The organism is Arthrobacter sp. RCC_34, from assembly GCF_041360795.1.
GTDB lineage: Bacteria > Actinomycetota > Actinomycetes > Actinomycetales > Micrococcaceae > Arthrobacter_E.
This window is the reverse complement of sequence record NZ_JBFUPW010000002.1, coordinates 597,780-613,798: the sequence shown is the minus strand read 5'-3', so window position 1 is coordinate 613,798 and position 16,019 is coordinate 597,780. Positions and strand designations below refer to the sequence as shown.

Below are 16,019 nucleotides of genomic sequence, written 5' to 3'. Positions count from 1 at the left end.
CCGTGGCCGTTGGTGTTTTTGAGCTCTTCAAGATCGGCGTGGGCCCGTCCAGCTCCCATACCGTGGGGCCGATGCTGGCGGCCGCGGTCTTCGCCCAGGAGGTGCGCGACGCCGGCCTGCTGCCCCGCGTGGCAGGCCTCGCCGTCGACCTCTACGGCTCCCTCGCAGCCACCGGCCGCGGGCACGGCACCTTCACCGCCGTGCTCCTCGGACTGGAGGGCTACTACCCGGACAAGATCCTGCCGGAGGAGGTGGAGGAGCGGCTCGCCGCGATCGAGGAGAGCGGCACCGTCACCTTCGCCGGCGAGGTGCGCCTCGACTACGGCGTCGCGGACATGATCCAGCACCCGCTGACCGTGCTCCCGCGCCACACGAACGGCATGAAGTTCGCCGTGAAGGACGCCGACGGCGAGATCCTCCACGCGGCCACCTTCTTCTCCGTGGGCGGCGGGTTCATCGTCCGCGAGGGCGAGGAGCAGCAGGCCAAGCAGGAGCTGGAAGAGTCCAAGAAGGAGCTTCCGCTGCCGTTCCGCACGGCCGCCGAGCTGCTCGGGCGCTGCCACAGCAAGGGCCTGGGCATCTCCGACATCATGCTCATCAATGAGAAGGCGAGCAGGACCGAGGAGGAGATCCGTGAGGGTCTGCTCAAGATCTGGGCCGTCATGGAGGCATGCGTCGAGAAGAGCATCCACCGCGAAGGCCTGCTGCCGGGTGGCTTGAACGTCCGCCGTCGCGCTCCCGACTGGCACGATCGCCTCCTCAAGGAGGACAAGGACCGCGACCCCAAGTACTGGCAGGAGTGGGTCAACCTCGTGGCGCTGGCCGTCAACGAGGAGAACGCGAGCGGCGGCCGCGTCGTCACGGCGCCCACCAATGGCGCCGCGGGCATCATCCCGGCCGTGCTGTACTACGCGCTGAACTATGCACCCGGCATGGAGAACGCCACCCAGCAGGACAAGGACGATGTGGTGGTCAGGTTCCTGCTGGCCGCCGGCGCCGTCGGCGTGCTCTACAAGGAGCAGGCCTCCATCTCCGGCGCGGAGGTCGGCTGCCAGGGCGAGGTCGGCTCGGCGTCCTCCATGGCTGCGGCGGGACTCGCCGAGGTCATGGGCGGCACCCCTGCGCAGGTGGAGAACGCCGCGGAGATCGCGATGGAGCACAATCTGGGCCTGACCTGCGATCCCATCGGCGGCCTGGTCCAGGTGCCGTGCATCGAGCGCAACGCCATCGCCGCGGCGAAGGCCATCAACGCCACCAAGATGGCGCTCTGGGGCGACGGCACGCACCGGGTGTCCCTCGACGAGGTCATCATCACGATGCGGGAGACCGGCAAGGACATGTCCACCAAGTACAAGGAGACGGCGCTGGGCGGACTTGCCGTCAACGTCGTGGAGTGCTGAGGGCGTTCGCGCCCCCGCTCCCGGGACACGCCTGGGAGCAAGATCACCTCTGAACCGCCGAAGGCTCCGGGACGGCGAAGGGCGGCGGATTCCCGCCGCCCTGTGGCGTTCCGGGTGGCTCTCTGAGACCCGTTCCACAGCATCCGGACAGGGGCCGCCGGATAGACTGACGACAGCCGTTCAGCCACCTCAGGATTGGAAGCCGTGACCTTGCGAACCTTCACCGCCCGCTTTGCCACCGACGATGAGATCGCGCGCTGGGACGAGCTGGTCACGGCCAACCCGAACGGCGGCAACCTGCTGCAGTCCGAGGCCTACGCATCGGTCAAGAAGCACTACGGCTGGGACATCCGGCACGTGGTCCACGAGTGCGCGGAGTACAGCAGCTACAACCTGGTGCTGGAGAAGCGCATCCCGCTCCTGGGCCGCTACTGGTACATGATCAAGGGCCCGGACGTGTCCGGCGTCCAGGATCTCCCGGGGATCTTCACCGCCAACGCCGAGTTCGTGAAGCGGGAGCGCCTCGGGGTCTTCGCGATCAAGATCGAACCGGACCTCGTGGCCACGGACACCTCGCGCGCCGTGCTGAACGGCCTGGGCGCGCTCAAGACGCCGAACCTCCAGCCCAATGACCACACGGTGGTCCTGGACATCTCGCCGGAGACCGAGGACATCCTCAAGAGCTTCTCCTCCCGCGGCCGGAACGCGGTCCGCCGCGCCCTCCGCGAGGGTGTCGAGGTCCGCAAGGGCGAGGCCACGGAAGAGGACTTCCGCGCGATGTACTCGCTTATGAACGGGACCCTCGAGACCAAGGCCACCGTTCGGCCCCGCGAGTACGACTACTTCCGCCGCTTCTGGGGCGGATTCATGGAGCGCGGGCAGGGCCACCTGTACTTCGTCCACGAAAACGGTGTGCCTTCGGTGGGAGCCTTCGTCATCAACTACGGCCACAAGGGCACGTACAAGGACGGCGGGTCGCTGCAGAAGCGCAACCAGTACGGTGACTCGCACCTGGTCCAGTGGCAGGCCATGAACGACATGAAGGCCCTCGGCTGCACCGAATACGACCTCTGCGGCACCCCGCCCGCGGCGAGCATCAAGGACCCGGAGCACCCGCATTACGGCCTGGGTCTCTTCAAGACCAGCTTCTCGAAGACTGTCACCGACTTCGTGGGATGTTATGACCAAGTGCTCAGCCCCGTGAAGTACACAGTGTGGGCAAGGATCGGTGAACGGGTGGTCCGCCAGATCCACACCCGCCGCACCGGTCAGCAGTTCTACTGAGCCGCACCGCGGCTCCGAAGCGCAGGGAGTCCTCATGAACGCCAGAGAGCCGCACCGCAGCGATCCGGACGCCAGGACGACGTCCGCCGCGAACAGCCCCCGACGCGGCGACGACGACGGCGCGCAGCCGCCCGCCGCCGACCCTCGCCCCGCCGAGGGCGCGGCGCAGCCCGGGGAGGGTGCGCCGTCGTCGTCCGCTCCGCGCACGGACCGCCCCCTGGACGCCGCGGGCCCGATGCCCCGAGTGCCCGTGCCGAAAGCGCCTGTCCCGAAAGCGCCCGTGCAGAGCGCCGGCACGGGACGCATTCCCGTCCCAGTCCCGGCGCGGCCCGCCGCGAGCTCCTCCTCACCCCGCAACCCCGGACGCACCCCCGGCCGCGGGGCGGGCCCCGCACGGTCCGGAACGCGGCCCGGCAAGACCACGGCCGCGCAGGCCCGGCCGACCACGGACGGCCTGCCCAAGACCGAGCCGCTGACCCCGGCCGAACTGCGCGCCACCACCTCCGCCAAGCGCATGCTGCGGAATCTCGTGCGCGGCGAACAGCCCCCGACGGCCCCGCTGAGCATCGTGGACCGGCTGGCCGGCAGCCCGTACGCCAACCCCACCATCAGGGTGGGCGGCGTGGACGAGTCGGCGCGCAAGACGATCGACTTCGCCCTCCGCCTGGCCGAGACGATGTTCCGGTACGGAGCCGGCGCCCTCGAGGTCGAGACCAGCATCATCGCGGTCACGGCGGCGCTGGGGCTGAAGAACGTCGAGGTGGACATCACCAATCAGTCGGTGTCCATCAACTACGCCCCGAAGGATCAGACCCCCATCACCCTGCTCCGCGTGGTGCGCTCGTGGACCAGCAACTACGCGGGGCTGTCCGAGGTGCATCAGCTCGTTTCGGACATCGCCGCGGGTGGCGTGAGCCGCAAGGAGGCCAATAAGCGGCTGGACGAGATCCTCAAGCGGCCCAAACCCTTCGCCCGCTGGATGGTCACGCTGGCCTTCGGCGTGTTCGCCGCCGCGTTCGTGGGCGTCCTGGGCGGCGGCCTCCTGGCCTCGTCGATCGCGTTCGTCTCGTCCCTCGTGGTGGATCTGGTGTCCCGGCAGCTGGCGCGCTGGCGGGTCCCGGACTTCTACGCCACGGCGGCGTCGTCGTTCTTCGTGACATTCCTGGCGCTGTTGCTCTGGCGGTTCGGGGCGAACATCGCGCCTTCGATCGTGGTGGCCGGCGGTATTCTGCTGCTCCTGCCCACGGGGCGTCTGGTCTCCGCGGTGCAGGATGCGATCAACGGATTCCCCGTGACGGCCGCCGGGCGTCTGCTTTCCGCGATGCTGACGTTCGGCGCGATCGTCTCGGGCATCGGTGTGGCGTTCGTGGCGGGCAACCTCACGGGCATGCCGGACATCAACGTCACGGCGACGTTCCCTCCGGCGTACGACTTCTGGTTCCAGGTGGTCCTGGTGGCCGTGTCCCTCGTGGCGATCACCGTGACGGAGCAGTCGCCCGTGCGGCTCGTGCTCCCGACCATGGCGGTGGGGATCGTCGGGTACTTCGTGCTGCTGGGCATCGCCCAGGTGGGCGTGGGGGACCGGATGGGACCCGCGGTCTCGGCCGTGGTGATCGGTTTCCTCGCCCGCGTGGTGGCCCTGCGGATGGGCGCCCCTCAGCTGGTGGTCGCCGTCCCGGCCGCGCTCATCCTCTTGCCGGGTCTGCGGATCTTCCGGTCCATGTACACCCTGACCATCAACGGGGACGACTTCCTCAACGGCGCGGGCGGCATGCTCAACGCGGTGGCCGTGGTGCTCGGGATCGCCGCGGGCATCGTGCTCGGCGACAGTCTCGCCCGGCCGCTGACGTCCGGTCTGTCCAGCAACGAGCGCCGCAGGACCCGCCGCCGCTGACCCCTCCACTCATCGATCGTCCCCACCGGCTCCCAGGGCTCGTGCCTCACCCCGGGGCCCTCGCCGGTGTGGGCCCACCGCACGACGCCGAAAACCCCCGGAATCCGGGGGTTTTCGGCGTCCTATGGAGCACTCGATCTTGGTGGTGCGTCAGATCTTGCCGATCTCCGTCTTCTTCTCCGCCTGGAACTGATCCTCGACCCGGCCGTAGGCCCAGTAGCCGGAGATCGACACGTCCTTACGGTCCAGGCCGCGCCTCTTGATCAGTTCGTCGCGCAGTGCCTTGACCAGCCCGCGCTCTCCGTGCACGAAGGCCTGGACCTTGCCCTCCGGGAACTCGTGCGCAGACACTGCGTCGACCAGCACAGTGCTCTCACCGGCGGGCACGCCACGGCGGAACTGCCAGGAGAGCTCGACGCCGGAGGGCGCCGTCAGCTCCTGGACATCGGCCTCGGTGTCCACTTCGATCAGCGCCAGTCCGCGCGCGTCGGCCGGAAGGGCTTCCAGGGCTGCCGAGACGGCGGGCAGCGCCGAATCGTCACCCAGCAGGAGGTGCCAGTCGGCGTCGGGGCTGGGGGAGTAACCGCCGCCCGGTCCGCGGAAGGTGAACCGGTCTCCGGGAACCGCGCGGGCCGCCCACGGTCCCGCGAGCCCCTCGTCACCGTGCACCACGAAGTCGATGGCCAGTTCCCGCGCGTCCAGGTCCACGTGACGGATCGTGTAGGTCCGGGTCACGGGTTGTTCCGCGGGGGAGAGGTGCTCCTGCGCCCAGGCGGGGTCGAACGGCTCCGGGTAGGTCACGCCGGGGCGCGGGAAGGCGATCTTGACGTAGCGGTCCGTGAAGTCGTTCAGGACGAATCCGGCGAATCCGGGGCCTCCCGCGTGAACCCGCACCATGTGTTCGCTGACCCGTTCGGTACGGAGCACTTCGAGGGTGCACCAGGGCTTCGACGGGCGGCGCGCGGGGGTTTCAGTCATGAGGTGAGCCTACCCTAAGGGCCCGTCCCGGATGGTCTCGAGCGAGCCTCAGAGGCTCCAGTCGACAGGCTCCGCCCCTTGCTCCGCCAGCCGCTCGTTGACCTTGCTGAAGGGCCGCGAACCGAAGAATCCGCGCGACGCCGACAAAGGGCTGGGATGGGCGCTGCTCACCGTCGGGCAGCCGTCCAGCAAGGGGGTGACGCCTGCGGCGTCGCGGCCCCAGAGGACCGCTACGAGGGGACGGTGCTTCCCGTCGGGAGTCCTGCGTGCGACGACGGCCCGGATCGCCGCCGTCGTGAACTCCTCCCAGCCGTGCCTGCGGTGCGAGCCGGCGTTCCCCGCCTCGACGCTGAGCACCCGGTTCAGGAGGAGGACGCCCTGGTCCGCCCACCGGCTCAGATCGCCGTGGGTCGGAGTGGCGAGGCCCAGATCGTCGTGGAGTTCCCGGAAGATGTTGCCCAGGCTGCGCGGCACCGGGCGGCAGTCCGGGGCGACCGAGAAGGACAGCCCCATGGCGTGGCCGGGCGTCGGGTAGGGGTCCTGGCCCAGGATCAGGACCTTCACGTCGTCGAGCGGGCGCCGGAAGGCGGTGAACAGCGCGGGCGCCGGCGGGAGGACCCGGGCGCCGCTTTCTTCCTCGGTGGCGAGCCAGCGGATCACGGAGCCCAGGGCCGGACCTTCGTGCGAGAGGGCCGCGGCCCAGCTCGGGTGGAGGGCGCCGCTCTCCACGAGCCCGTCCCAGCCCTCGTCGGCCAAGCGGCGGAACGCCCCTGGGTCGCGGGGGTGTTCTCCGGTTCCCGATCCCTCGCCCGGGAAGGCGAAGGCCTCCTGGGAGCCGGTGGGGCTGTGTGCGGGGCTGCGCTGGTCCATGCCCTTGATTGTGCCAAATGACATCGTTGTGATTTCGGATCTATCATGGAAAGGACGCACGGTGAAGGGAGGAAACATGGCCGAGGCAGCAGTGTCGCCGGACGGTGTTCCGGCCCACCCCGGATCCCCTGACGGCTCGCAGCCCGCTCCGGGATTGTCGGAGCGTGACCAGCGGATTCTCGAGTTCGAACGGTCCTGGTGGAAGTACTCCGGAGCCAAGGAACAGGCCATCCGTGAACTGTTCGATCTCTCCGCCACGCATTACTACCAGCAGCTCAATCAGGTCATCGACAGCCAGGCCGCTCTGGCGCATGACCCCATGCTCGTCAAGAGATTGCGTAGACTACGTACGTCGCGCCACCGGGCCAGGACTGCTCGTCGCCTGGGCAACGGCGCGTGAACCTGTAGGACCACCTGCCACTCCGTGAGGACGCGCCTCGATGACCAAATACGCCCGGGACGAATTCGATGATGTGCCGGAAGGCACCGAACGCCGCGGGGTGCACCGTGTCGCCAGGGCCTCCGCCGGCGCCGCGCTGCGTCCCCTGCTGGCGTCCGGCGTCGTCGCCCTGCTGATCGGCCTCGTGGCGTACTTCGCCTTCCCCTCCATGGGCGCCCGGGCGGAGGCCAAGGCCTCGCCGTCCGCCTCCTCGAGCGCTTCGGCGAAGCCATCCGCCAAGCCGTCGGCGAAGCCGTCCGCATCGGCCCCGGCTCCTTCTCCGAGCGCGACCGCCCCGTCCGCTCCGCCCACCACCACGGCGGCCGTGGACAAGTCGCGCCCCGTGTCCGTGTACAACGGCACCACGACGGCGGGCCTCGCGGCCGGCTACGGCGCCAAGGTCACCGCCGCCGGCTGGACGCTGGGACCCGTCGGCAACTGGCAGGGCGTGGCCCAGCCGAGTTCGGTGGTCTTCTACAGCTCCGAGGGCCTCAAGGCGTCCGCGACCGAGCTCGCCGGCGCCCTCGGCATCGCCCGGGTGGAGCTGGCTACGAACCTCCAGGACCCGCTCGCCGTGGTGCTGGGTCCCGGCGCGGCCTGACCTCTCCCCGGATCTTTGTCCCGGATATTCGGCGGACCCCGTCTGACCGACGCTGAGTGAACGGTGTCGTCGGACGGCAACTGCACATTCTGATGTTCGGATTGTTCGTTCCACTCTGGCTTCCCGGACGGCGGGGCAGGTCACCCGCCGCTTCCGCCGGACACGCCGGGTCCGCACCCGGTCGCGCCTCATGGGGCGGCGCGGTCCTGAGGTTTCGCCGCTGGCGTGAACGCCTTGCACTCACCAGACGAGAGTGCTAATTATTGAGTTAGCACTCCGGAGTGCCGACTGCTAATGAATCCGTTCCGCGGATGATGGCCGGCCCGCCGGAGAGAAGGCAACCCCGGTCTCAATGAGGCCCGGTGCGCCGGCGTACGGATGCCGGCGGGCCGTGCCGTCCGTCGCGGGCATTGGGCAGCCAGGACCCTTCATCCCTCAACGACAGTCCGGAAACGTACTGACCCGAAAGGACCTTTGCCGTCATGGCCAAGATCATTGCATTTGATGAAGAGGCACGCCGCGGCCTGGAGCGAGGCCTGAACATCCTCGCCGACGCCGTCAAGGTCACCCTGGGCCCGCGTGGTCGCAACGTGGTGCTCGAGAAGAAGTGGGGCGCTCCCACGATCACCAACGATGGTGTGTCCATCGCCAAGGAGATCGAGCTCGAGGATCCCTACGAGAAGATCGGCGCAGAGCTGGTCAAGGAAGTCGCCAAGAAGACTGACGACGTCGCCGGTGACGGCACCACCACCGCTACGGTGCTGGCTCAGGCGCTCGTGAAGGAAGGCCTGCGCAACGTCGCAGCTGGCGCCGACCCGCTGTCCCTCAAGCGCGGCATCGAGAAGGCCGTCGAGGCCGTCACCGAAGAGCTGCTCGCCTCCGCCAAGGAGATCGAGACCAAGGAAGAGATCGCCGCCACCGCGTCCATCTCCGCCGGTGACGCTCAGATCGGTGAACTGATCGCCGAAGCCCTGGACAAGGTGGGCAAGGAAGGCGTCATCACCGTCGAGGAGTCCAACACCTTCGGCCTGGAGCTCGAGCTCACCGAGGGCATGCGCTTCGACAAGGGCTACATCTCCGCGTACTTCGTCACGGACGCAGAGCGCCAGGAGACCGTGCTCGAGGATCCCTACATCCTCATCGTGAACTCCAAGATCAGCTCCGTGAAGGACCTGGTCGCCGTCCTCGAGAAGGTCATGCAGGCCAACAAGCCGCTGCTGATCATCGCCGAGGACGTCGAGGGCGAGGCCCTGGCCACCCTCATCGTCAACAAGCTCAAGGGCACCTTCAAGTCCGTCGCCGTCAAGGCTCCGGGCTTCGGTGACCGCCGCAAGGCTCAGCTGGCCGACATCGCCATCCTCACCGGTGGCAACGTCATCTCCGAGGAGATCGGCCTCAAGCTCGACGCCGCCACCCTGGCCGACCTCGGCCAGGCCCGCAAGGTCGTCGTCACCAAGGACGAGACCACCATCGTCGAGGGTGCCGGCGACGCCGAAGCCATCGCCGGCCGCGTGGCTCAGATCCGTTCCGAGATCGAGAACTCCGATTCGGACTACGACCGCGAGAAGCTCCAGGAGCGCCTGGCGAAGCTGGCCGGCGGCGTGGCCGTCATCAAGGCCGGTGCAGCCACCGAGGTGGAGCTCAAGGAGCGCAAGCACCGCATCGAGGACGCAGTCCGCAACGCGAAGGCTGCTGTCGAGGAAGGCATCGTCGCCGGTGGTGGCGTTGCCCTGATCCAGGCCGGCGCCAAGGCGTTCGCCAACCTGCAGCTCGAGGGTGACGAGGCCACCGGCGCCAACATCGTCAAGGTCGCCATCGACGCCCCGCTGAAGCAGATCGCCTTCAACGCCGGCCTCGAGCCGGGCGTCGTCGCCGACAAGGTCCGCAGCCTGCCTGCCGGTCACGGCCTGAACGCCGCCACCGGCGAGTACGTGGACCTGCTGGCCGCCGGCGTCAACGACCCGGTCAAGGTGACCCGTTCCGCTCTGCAGAACGCGGCCTCCATCGCCGGTCTGTTCCTCACCACCGAGGCAGTCGTGGCCGACAAGCCGGAGAAGAACGCTCCGGCCGCCGGCGCCGACGAGATGGGCGGCATGGGCGGGTTCTGATCCCCGGCTCTGCTCGCCGGTGTCTCACCGGACAGTGCACGACGGCGGGCCGCACCTTTCGAGGTGCGGCCCGCCGCCGCGTTTAAGGGCTGTGCCGGCTGGAGGAGAAGTTCCGGTGGCTGGGAAGCGCTGGTGGCTGGGAAGCGCCGGTGCCGGGTGCGAGGCCGGATGACGGAGGCCTTGTGGCAGGATTGTCGGGTGACGATTACGGCTGCTGCAGATGGTTCCGCGCTGGGCAATCCTGGACCCGCGGGGTGGGCCTGGTACATCGACGACGAGACCTGGAGGGCCGGCGGCTGGCCGCACGGCACCAACAACCAGGGCGAGCTCATGGCGGTGCTGGATCTGCTCCGCAGCACCGCGCATCGTGCGGACGAACCGCTGAAGATCCTCTGCGACAGCCAGTACGTCATCAACTGCCTGACCAAGTGGATGCCGGGCTGGAAGCGCAAGGGCTGGCGCAAAGCGGACGGCAAGCCCGTCCTGAACGTGGATCTGCTCAAAGACCTCGACGATGCCCTCAAGGGACGGAACGTCGCCTTCGAGTGGGTGAAGGGTCATGCCGGACACTCACTGAACGAGGCCGCCGACGACCGCGCCCGTGCCGTCGCCACCGCCTACCAGCGCGGGGGGAAGTCGATCCCCTCCGGTCCCGGCTTTCCGGGGGCTCAGCTCTCCGAGCCGCAGAACGCGGAAACTCGGCGTGCGGAAACCCGGAGCCTGAGCGTCCAGCGTTCCGACGCTCGCACCGCACCGGCAGAGGCTGCCGTGTTCCAGAACCCCCACGCGGCGACCGGTCCCGCACCGAGCGCCACGGTCCAGGCTCAGCCGTCTGCGTCTGCGTCTGCGTCTGGGTCTGCATCTGCGTCTGTGTCCGGCGCGGACGAGGCGGAGCCCGATCTGTTCTCGGTCCTGGAGGAGGACTTCCGGGATTCCGCCGGACAGCAGGACGCGGTGGCCACGGTGACCGCCTTGGAGAAGCGCCTCCTGGAACCGGCCGTCCGCGGCGACCTCGGCGAGGTGGCCCGGATCCTGCATCCCGACTTCGAGGAGATCGGGAGTTCGGGCCGCACCTGGTCCCGGGAAGAGATGCTCCTCGTCCTGGCCGACGAGGATCACGAACCCGTGGACATGACCCCGCTGTCCGCCTCCCGGCTGAACGAGAGCGCCATTCTGCTGCAGTACCGGACCAGATCCGCAGGCCGGACGGTCCTCAGGAGTTCGCTATGGCTGCTGACCGAGCCGGCGTCCTCCCGAGGCGCCGCGGCGGAAGGCACCTGGCGTCTGCGGTTCCATCAGGGCACCCCCGAGTAAAGAGCCATCGGACAGGCGCCCCTGCCTGGCGCCCGGAATTCCGGGCACCAGACGGGGCCCGCTCAGTGGGCGAACCGCTGGGCATTCGTCAGTTCGACGTCCCGGTATTGAGCCGCCGCCTGAGCGAGAGCCGAGTTGATGGCCGCCATGGATGCTTCCACCCGATTCTGGGTGGCGGCCCACTCAGCCACCAGGGACTGGAAGCTGGCGGAGGCGTTCCCGCGCCAGCTGCCTTGCAGAGCGGTGAGTCCCTGGTTCATCGCCCGGATGTCGGCGGAGATGCGTTCCATGGTGCCGCGGACCCGGCCGGACTGAAGGTGTAGAAGTTCGGTGTCGACGGAGATGACGCTCATGGTGTTTCCTTTCGCTGGGACGGACCCGGTGGGGTCTTTCGTCTCAGCCTAGGAACGCGCTCGGCTGCCGGGTCGCGCGCAGTGGCCTATGTGGACAGAGGCTCAGGCACTCCGTCCACAGGCTCGCCGTGGAGGTTCGCTCCGTCGTCGCGCGTCATTGTCGGCAGGCGCGGGAGGGTCACTCGGTGATGTCGGAGGCGAGAGCGTCGTCCGCGGAATGGGGGAGCCGGACCTGGAACGTGGCTCCGCCCCCGGGGGTGTCGATGATCCGGACCGTCCCGCCGTGGCTTCCCACGATGGCGGCGACGATCGCGAGACCCAGGCCGCTGCCGCCGGTTTCCCGGGTGCGAGAGGTGTCCGCCCGGTAGAAACGTTCGAAGATCCGGGCCTGATCCTCCTCGGAGATCCCGGAGCCGTGGTCGCGGACCTCGAGCACGGACCAGGATCCGTCCTCGTCCTGCCGCCGGCCCACCGCCAGCTCGAGGGGAGACTCCTCCGGGGTGTACCGGAGCGCGTTGCCGACCAGGTTGCTCACCACCTGGCGGATCTTCGCCTCGTCACCCAGCACGGGAGCCGGGACCGGCTGCGCCGAGTCCAGGCCCACCAGGCGGACCTCGCGCTGTGGCGCGCTCGCGCGAGTGTCCACCACGGCGTCGTTGCCCAGCAGCATCAGATCGAAGGGCTTCTCCTGCAGCGGCCGCTGCTCGTCGAGACGGGCGAGGGTCAGTAGATCCTCGACCATGGACCCCATGCGTTTGGCTTCGCTCTCGATCCGGCCCATGGCGGTGGCCACGTCGGCGTCGGTGCGCAGGGCGCCATGACGGTAGAGCTCCGAGAAACCGCGGATGGTCACCAGCGGGGTGCGGAGTTCGTGGGAGGCGTCGGCGGCGAAGCGGCGCATGCGCTGCTCGGAGGCCGTGCGTGCGGCGAACGCCGATTCGATGTTGGCCAGCATGGTGTTGAGGGACGTCGCCAGTCGCCCGACCTCGGTGTGAGGCGTGCGGATCTCGACGCGCTGGGACAAGTCACCCGAGGCGATGGCCGCCGCGGTCCTCTCCACGCGCGCCAGGGGACGGAAGGACCGGGTGACCGTCCAGGTGGCGATGAAGAACGCGAGGATCAGCGTGAGGAGACCGACGCCCACGACCACCAGGATGGCGTGCTCCATGATCTCGTCCACCGGCGCCAGGGGCAGCCCGACCACCACCACGTAGCCGTGGCCGCTCTGGTCGACGAAGGGAACCGCCACTGCACGCCAGTCGTGCCCGGTGGTGCCCGCGATGTCGAAGGGCTTCCGCTTCAGGGAGGTGGCCTGGGCCAGGCTCATCTGCTCGATGTCCGGGTAGCCCGACTGATTCGCTCCGGTCCGGTACACGGGAGCGCCGGGGCGCAGGACCACCACGGAATAGTCGGTGGGGACACTGCTCAGACCACTGGTCAGCTGGGCGTACCCGCCGTACTTCTGCATGCTGGTGGTGGCGACGCTCAGCCGGTCATCGATCTGCGATTGAAGATAGCTGTGCAGGAGCGCCATGGTGCCCGCGCCGGTGGTCACGAGGGCCACCAGCAGCAGGCCCATGATGGTTGCGATCAGCTGTGCCCGCAGGGACGCGGACTTCCACCGGCGGAGCAAGTCAGCGCTTCTCGGCAGTCCGCAGGACGTATCCCACGCCTCGCTTGGTCTGGATCAGCGTGGGGGCGTCCGGGACGATGTCGATCTTGCGGCGCAGGTAGGAGATGTAGGACTCCACGATCGAGGCGTCCCCGTTGAAGTCGTATTCCCAGACGTGGTCGAGGATCTGGGCCTTGGACAGCACCCGGTTGGGGTTCAGCATGAGGTAGCGGAGGAGCTTGAACTCGGTGGGGGACAGCTCGATGGTGGTCCCGCCGCGGCGCACCTCGTGGGCATCGTCGTCGAGCTCCAGGTCATCGACGCGGATGATCGCCTCGTCCTCGAGCAGCGGCTGGGTGCGGCGGAGGACGGCGCGGACGCGCGCCACGACCTCATCCAGGCTGAACGGCTTGGTGACGTAGTCGTCGCCGCCCACCGTCAGGCCGTTGACCTTGTCCTCGGTGTCGTCCTTGGCCGTCAGGAAGAGCACCGGGATGTGGCGTCCGGAGGCGCGGAGTTTCCGGGTCACGTTGAAACCGTCCATGTCCGGGAGCATCACGTCCAGGACGATCAGATCGGGGGACTCGCTTTCGGCCTTGGCCAGGGCGTCGCGTCCGTTGGCGGCGGCCACCACGTCGAAACCTGCGAAGCGCAGGGACGTTGACAGAAGTTCCCGGATGTTGGGTTCGTCATCAACAACCAGGAGTTTGGCTTCAGGCGTTTCAGTCTTCATGTCGTCCATCTTCCGCTCCGACCCTGAGTGTTGTCTGGAAGATTTCTGTATGCACCGGCGAAGCGGGCCGCGACATATGCCGGGTGAACGTCCTCGCCCGGGTAAAATAGTGTGGATACGCAGACCGCGAGCCGTGCCACCCAGACCGGTTGAACCAGGTGGGGGCATGGCCTGACAGCAAGCTAAGACAGACAGAGGTAAAGAAGTGCCTACCGGCAGCGTCAAGTGGTACGACAAGGACAAGGGTTTCGGCTTCGCAGCGTCCGAGGACGGGCAGGAGTACTACCTGCCGTCTTCCGCGCTGCCCGCCGGGGTGGGGGAACTCCGGAAGGGCGCCAGGATCGAATTCGGCGTCGCCGAAGGCCGTCGCGGTGCTCAGGCCATGGGCGTCCGGCTGCTGGACAAGCTCCCCTCCGTCTCCAAGGCGAAGCGCACCTCTCCGAAGGAACTGGCCCCGATGGTCCAGGACCTCTCCACCGTCCTGGACAACCTGTCCGGGATGCTCTCCTCGGGTAAATACCCGGATGGCAAGAAGGGCGCCGCCATCGCGGCCGCCCTGCGCCAGGTCGCAGATCAACTGGAAGCCTGAGACATGACTGCCGAGCGTCAGAACACCCTTCGCACCCCCGCCCCCAAGCCGGGCGTCCCGCAGTGGAAGACCGGCAAGCCGGACGCGATGCTCGCTGCGGCAGTGGACCAGGCGCGGCGTGAGCTGGAAACGATCACGCCTGCCGACAGCATCGGCGAGCACCTCGGGGCCAAGCGCGAGGAGGACCGGGTGGTCACCCACCTGTTCGCTTCACGCCTGGCAGGCTACGTCGGCTGGCAGTGGTTCGCCGTGCTGACCCGGAACTCCCGCTCCAAAGTGGTGACGGTCAGCGAGATCGGGCTGCTGCCGAGCGATGATTCGGTCCTCGCCCCGCCGTGGGTCCCGTGGTCCGAGCGTGTGCGGCCGGAGGACGTCGCTGCGATGCAGGCGGAGGAGTCTGCCGCGGCCGGGGAGACGGGCGGCACTGAGAAGTCCGACGACGGCGAGGCGGCGGCGTCCGGCGCGACCGTCGCGGACGCGGATGAGGACTCCGTCGAGGATGCCGCTGCGCCCTCCGATGCTGCCGGCGACTCGGCTGAAGAAGACGTTGAGGAAGACGCCGAAGAGGACGACGCTGAATAGCACGTCCATGCTATGAAGATCCTGAGCCGCCGAACGGCTCGTCAAACGCCTGTGGGCCCGGTTTCCCGGGCCCACAGGCGTTTGCGGTGAGGATGTGCGCGGTGGTTCCTGAGCTACTTGCGCAGCTCCCCGACGATGTAGTCGATGGAGGCGGTCAGGGCGCTCACATCCTCGGGGTCGATCGCCACGAAGGTCGCGATGCGCAGCTGGTTGCGGCCGAGCTTGCGGTACGGCTCGGTGTCCACCACGCCGTTGGCTCGCAGGATCTTGGCGACCTGCGCGGCGTCCACGGAGTCGTCGAAGTCGATCGTCGCGATGACGTTCGAGCGGTCCTCGGGCCGCTGCACGAACGGCGTCGCGTACTCGCTCGCCTCGGCCCACGAGTACACGCGGTCCGCGGAGTCGGCGGTGCGCTTGCTGGCGAAGTCCAGGCCGCCCTGGGCGTTGAGCCACTCGACCTGGGCGTTCAGCGTGACGAGGGTGGAGAGCGACGGCGTGTTGTACGTCTGGTTGAGTACCGAGTTGTCGATCGCCGTCTTCAGGTTCAGGAAGTCCGGGACCCAGCGATCGCTCGCCGCGATCCGCTCCGCGCGTTCCAGCGCCGCGGGGGAGAAGAGCGCGAGCCACAGGCCGCCGTCGGACGCGAAGTTCTTCTGCGGGGCGAAGTAGTAGACGTCCGCCTCGCGGACGTCGACATCCAGGCCGCCGGCTGCCGACGTCGCGTCGACGACCACGAGCGAACCGTCATCGGCGCCGTTCACGCGGCGCACGGGCGCGGCCACGCCCGTGGAGGTCTCGTTCTGCGGCCAGGCGTAGACGTCGACGCCGGCTTCGGCCACGGCTTCCGGCCGGGTGCCGGGTTCGGCCGTGATGATGGAGCTGGTCTCGAGGAACGGCGCCTTCTTGGTGGCGGAGGCGAACTTGGAGCCGAATTCGCCGAAGGACAGGTGCTGCGCCTTCTTCTCCACGAGGCCGAACGTCGCGATGTCCCAGAAGGCCGTGGAGCCGCCGACCCCGAGGACCACTTCGTACTCCTCCGGAGCGTTGAAGAAGGACTTCAGGCCGGAACGCACGGAGCCCACCAGGTTCTTGACCGGGGCCTGCCGGTGCGAGGTGCCCAGCAGAGTGGCGCCGGCGGCGCTGAGGGCCTCGACCTGCTCGGGACGGACCTTGGAAGGGCCGGCGCCGAAGCGGCCGTCCTTGGGAAGGAGATGGGCGGGGATGGTGAGGTGTGCCTGATCGCTCACAGATTGCTCCAGTTC

At 68.5% G+C, this 16,019-nt stretch carries 15 protein-coding genes; 9 read left to right on the top strand and 6 right to left on the bottom strand.

What is annotated here, in order from left to right; genetic code table 11:
- The first annotated feature begins 2 nt into the window (after positions 1–2).
- The 3 genes from AB6732_RS11490 to AB6732_RS11480 all read left to right on the top strand — a co-directional run bounded on the left by AB6732_RS11490 (position 3) and on the right by AB6732_RS11480 (position 4,578).
- A complete protein-coding gene (locus AB6732_RS11490) occupies positions 3–1,400 on the top strand; it encodes an L-serine ammonia-lyase (protein WP_307496012.1) in 1,398 nt (465 codons plus the stop codon).
- A gap of 210 nt (positions 1,401–1,610) precedes the next feature.
- The gene (locus AB6732_RS11485; RefSeq protein WP_370960125.1) at positions 1,611–2,684 is read left to right on the top strand and encodes a lipid II:glycine glycyltransferase FemX; all 1,074 of its coding nucleotides are present in this window, start codon (positions 1,611–1,613) and stop codon (positions 2,682–2,684) included.
- Between the two features lie 34 nt (positions 2,685–2,718).
- Positions 2,719–4,578, top strand: coding sequence for a threonine/serine exporter family protein (locus AB6732_RS11480; protein ID WP_370960075.1), 1,860 nt, complete (start codon positions 2,719–2,721; stop codon positions 4,576–4,578).
- A gap of 150 nt (positions 4,579–4,728) precedes the next feature.
- Here the strand turns inward: AB6732_RS11480 and AB6732_RS11475 are convergent, their stop codons facing one another.
- Entirely contained in the window at positions 4,729–5,556 is an 828-nt protein-coding gene (locus AB6732_RS11475; protein ID WP_370960074.1) for a siderophore-interacting protein, read from the bottom strand.
- A 48-nt stretch (positions 5,557–5,604) separates the two neighbouring features.
- The gene (locus AB6732_RS11470; protein ID WP_370960073.1) at positions 5,605–6,426 is read right to left on the bottom strand and encodes a uracil-DNA glycosylase; all 822 of its coding nucleotides are present in this window, start codon (positions 6,424–6,426) and stop codon (positions 5,605–5,607) included.
- A gap of 76 nt (positions 6,427–6,502) precedes the next feature.
- On the opposite strand from AB6732_RS11470, the gene AB6732_RS11465 reads away from it, so the two are divergent.
- From AB6732_RS11465 to AB6732_RS11450, 4 genes are all read left to right on the top strand, one after another.
- Positions 6,503–6,826 (top strand): DUF3263 domain-containing protein, encoded by a 324-nt coding sequence (locus AB6732_RS11465; RefSeq protein WP_370960072.1) that lies wholly within the window; start codon positions 6,503–6,505, stop codon positions 6,824–6,826.
- 40 nt (positions 6,827–6,866) lie between these two features.
- A complete protein-coding gene (locus AB6732_RS11460) occupies positions 6,867–7,466 on the top strand; it encodes a LytR C-terminal domain-containing protein (RefSeq protein WP_370960071.1) in 600 nt (199 codons plus the stop codon).
- Positions 7,467–7,948: 482 nt separating this feature from the next.
- On the top strand, positions 7,949–9,574 hold the full coding sequence (groL, locus tag AB6732_RS11455) for a chaperonin GroEL (RefSeq protein ID WP_370960070.1): 1,626 nt from the start codon (positions 7,949–7,951) through the stop codon (positions 9,572–9,574).
- A gap of 198 nt (positions 9,575–9,772) precedes the next feature.
- On the top strand, positions 9,773–10,888 hold the full coding sequence (locus AB6732_RS11450; RefSeq protein WP_370960069.1) for an RNase H family protein: 1,116 nt from the start codon (positions 9,773–9,775) through the stop codon (positions 10,886–10,888).
- A 62-nt stretch (positions 10,889–10,950) separates the two neighbouring features.
- Here AB6732_RS11450 and AB6732_RS11445 read toward each other — a convergent pair whose 3' ends face one another.
- The 3 genes from AB6732_RS11445 to AB6732_RS11435 all read right to left on the bottom strand — a co-directional run bounded on the left by AB6732_RS11445 (position 10,951) and on the right by AB6732_RS11435 (position 13,586).
- Complete coding sequence (locus AB6732_RS11445) at positions 10,951–11,241, bottom strand: WXG100 family type VII secretion target (RefSeq protein WP_066214246.1); 291 nt, start codon at positions 11,239–11,241, stop codon at positions 10,951–10,953.
- Positions 11,242–11,419: 178 nt separating this feature from the next.
- Complete coding sequence (locus AB6732_RS11440) at positions 11,420–12,874, bottom strand: ATP-binding protein (RefSeq protein WP_370960068.1); 1,455 nt, start codon at positions 12,872–12,874, stop codon at positions 11,420–11,422.
- A gap of 1 nt (position 12,875) precedes the next feature.
- A complete protein-coding gene (locus AB6732_RS11435; RefSeq protein ID WP_370960067.1) occupies positions 12,876–13,586 on the bottom strand; it encodes a response regulator transcription factor in 711 nt (236 codons plus the stop codon).
- A 205-nt stretch (positions 13,587–13,791) separates the two neighbouring features.
- On the opposite strand from AB6732_RS11435, the gene AB6732_RS11430 reads away from it, so the two are divergent.
- Both AB6732_RS11430 and AB6732_RS11425 read left to right on the top strand, forming a co-directional pair.
- Positions 13,792–14,175 carry a cold-shock protein gene (locus AB6732_RS11430; protein ID WP_370960066.1) on the top strand — a complete coding sequence of 128 codons (384 nt, stop codon included), beginning with the start codon at positions 13,792–13,794 and terminating at the stop codon, positions 14,173–14,175.
- Positions 14,176–14,178: 3 nt separating this feature from the next.
- Positions 14,179–14,757, top strand: coding sequence for a DUF3027 domain-containing protein (locus tag AB6732_RS11425; protein WP_370960065.1), 579 nt, complete (start codon positions 14,179–14,181; stop codon positions 14,755–14,757).
- A 113-nt stretch (positions 14,758–14,870) separates the two neighbouring features.
- On the opposite strand, the gene serC is transcribed toward AB6732_RS11425, so the two are convergent.
- The gene (gene serC, locus AB6732_RS11420; protein WP_066214259.1) at positions 14,871–16,004 is read right to left on the bottom strand and encodes a phosphoserine transaminase; all 1,134 of its coding nucleotides are present in this window, start codon (positions 16,002–16,004) and stop codon (positions 14,871–14,873) included.
- Positions 16,005–16,019: the final 15 nt, after the last annotated feature.

Excerpts from the sequence above, each read along its gene's own strand:
- AB6732_RS11480 (WP_370960075.1), top strand. The coding sequence starts at position 2,719 with ATGAACGCCAGAGAGCCGCACCGCAGCGATCCGGACGCCAGGACGACG.
- AB6732_RS11475 (WP_370960074.1), bottom strand. The coding sequence starts at position 5,556 with ATGACTGAAACCCCCGCGCGCCGCCCGTCGAAGCCCTGGTGCACCCTC.
- AB6732_RS11470 (WP_370960073.1), bottom strand. The coding sequence starts at position 6,426 with ATGGACCAGCGCAGCCCCGCACACAGCCCCACCGGCTCCCAGGAGGCC.
- AB6732_RS11465 (WP_370960072.1), top strand. The coding sequence starts at position 6,503 with ATGGCCGAGGCAGCAGTGTCGCCGGACGGTGTTCCGGCCCACCCCGGA.
- AB6732_RS11460 (WP_370960071.1), top strand. The coding sequence starts at position 6,867 with ATGACCAAATACGCCCGGGACGAATTCGATGATGTGCCGGAAGGCACC.
- groL (WP_370960070.1), top strand. The coding sequence starts at position 7,949 with ATGGCCAAGATCATTGCATTTGATGAAGAGGCACGCCGCGGCCTGGAG.
- AB6732_RS11445 (WP_066214246.1), bottom strand. The coding sequence starts at position 11,241 with ATGAGCGTCATCTCCGTCGACACCGAACTTCTACACCTTCAGTCCGGC.
- AB6732_RS11435 (WP_370960067.1), bottom strand. The coding sequence starts at position 13,586 with ATGAAGACTGAAACGCCTGAAGCCAAACTCCTGGTTGTTGATGACGAA.
- AB6732_RS11425 (WP_370960065.1), top strand. The coding sequence starts at position 14,179 with ATGACTGCCGAGCGTCAGAACACCCTTCGCACCCCCGCCCCCAAGCCG.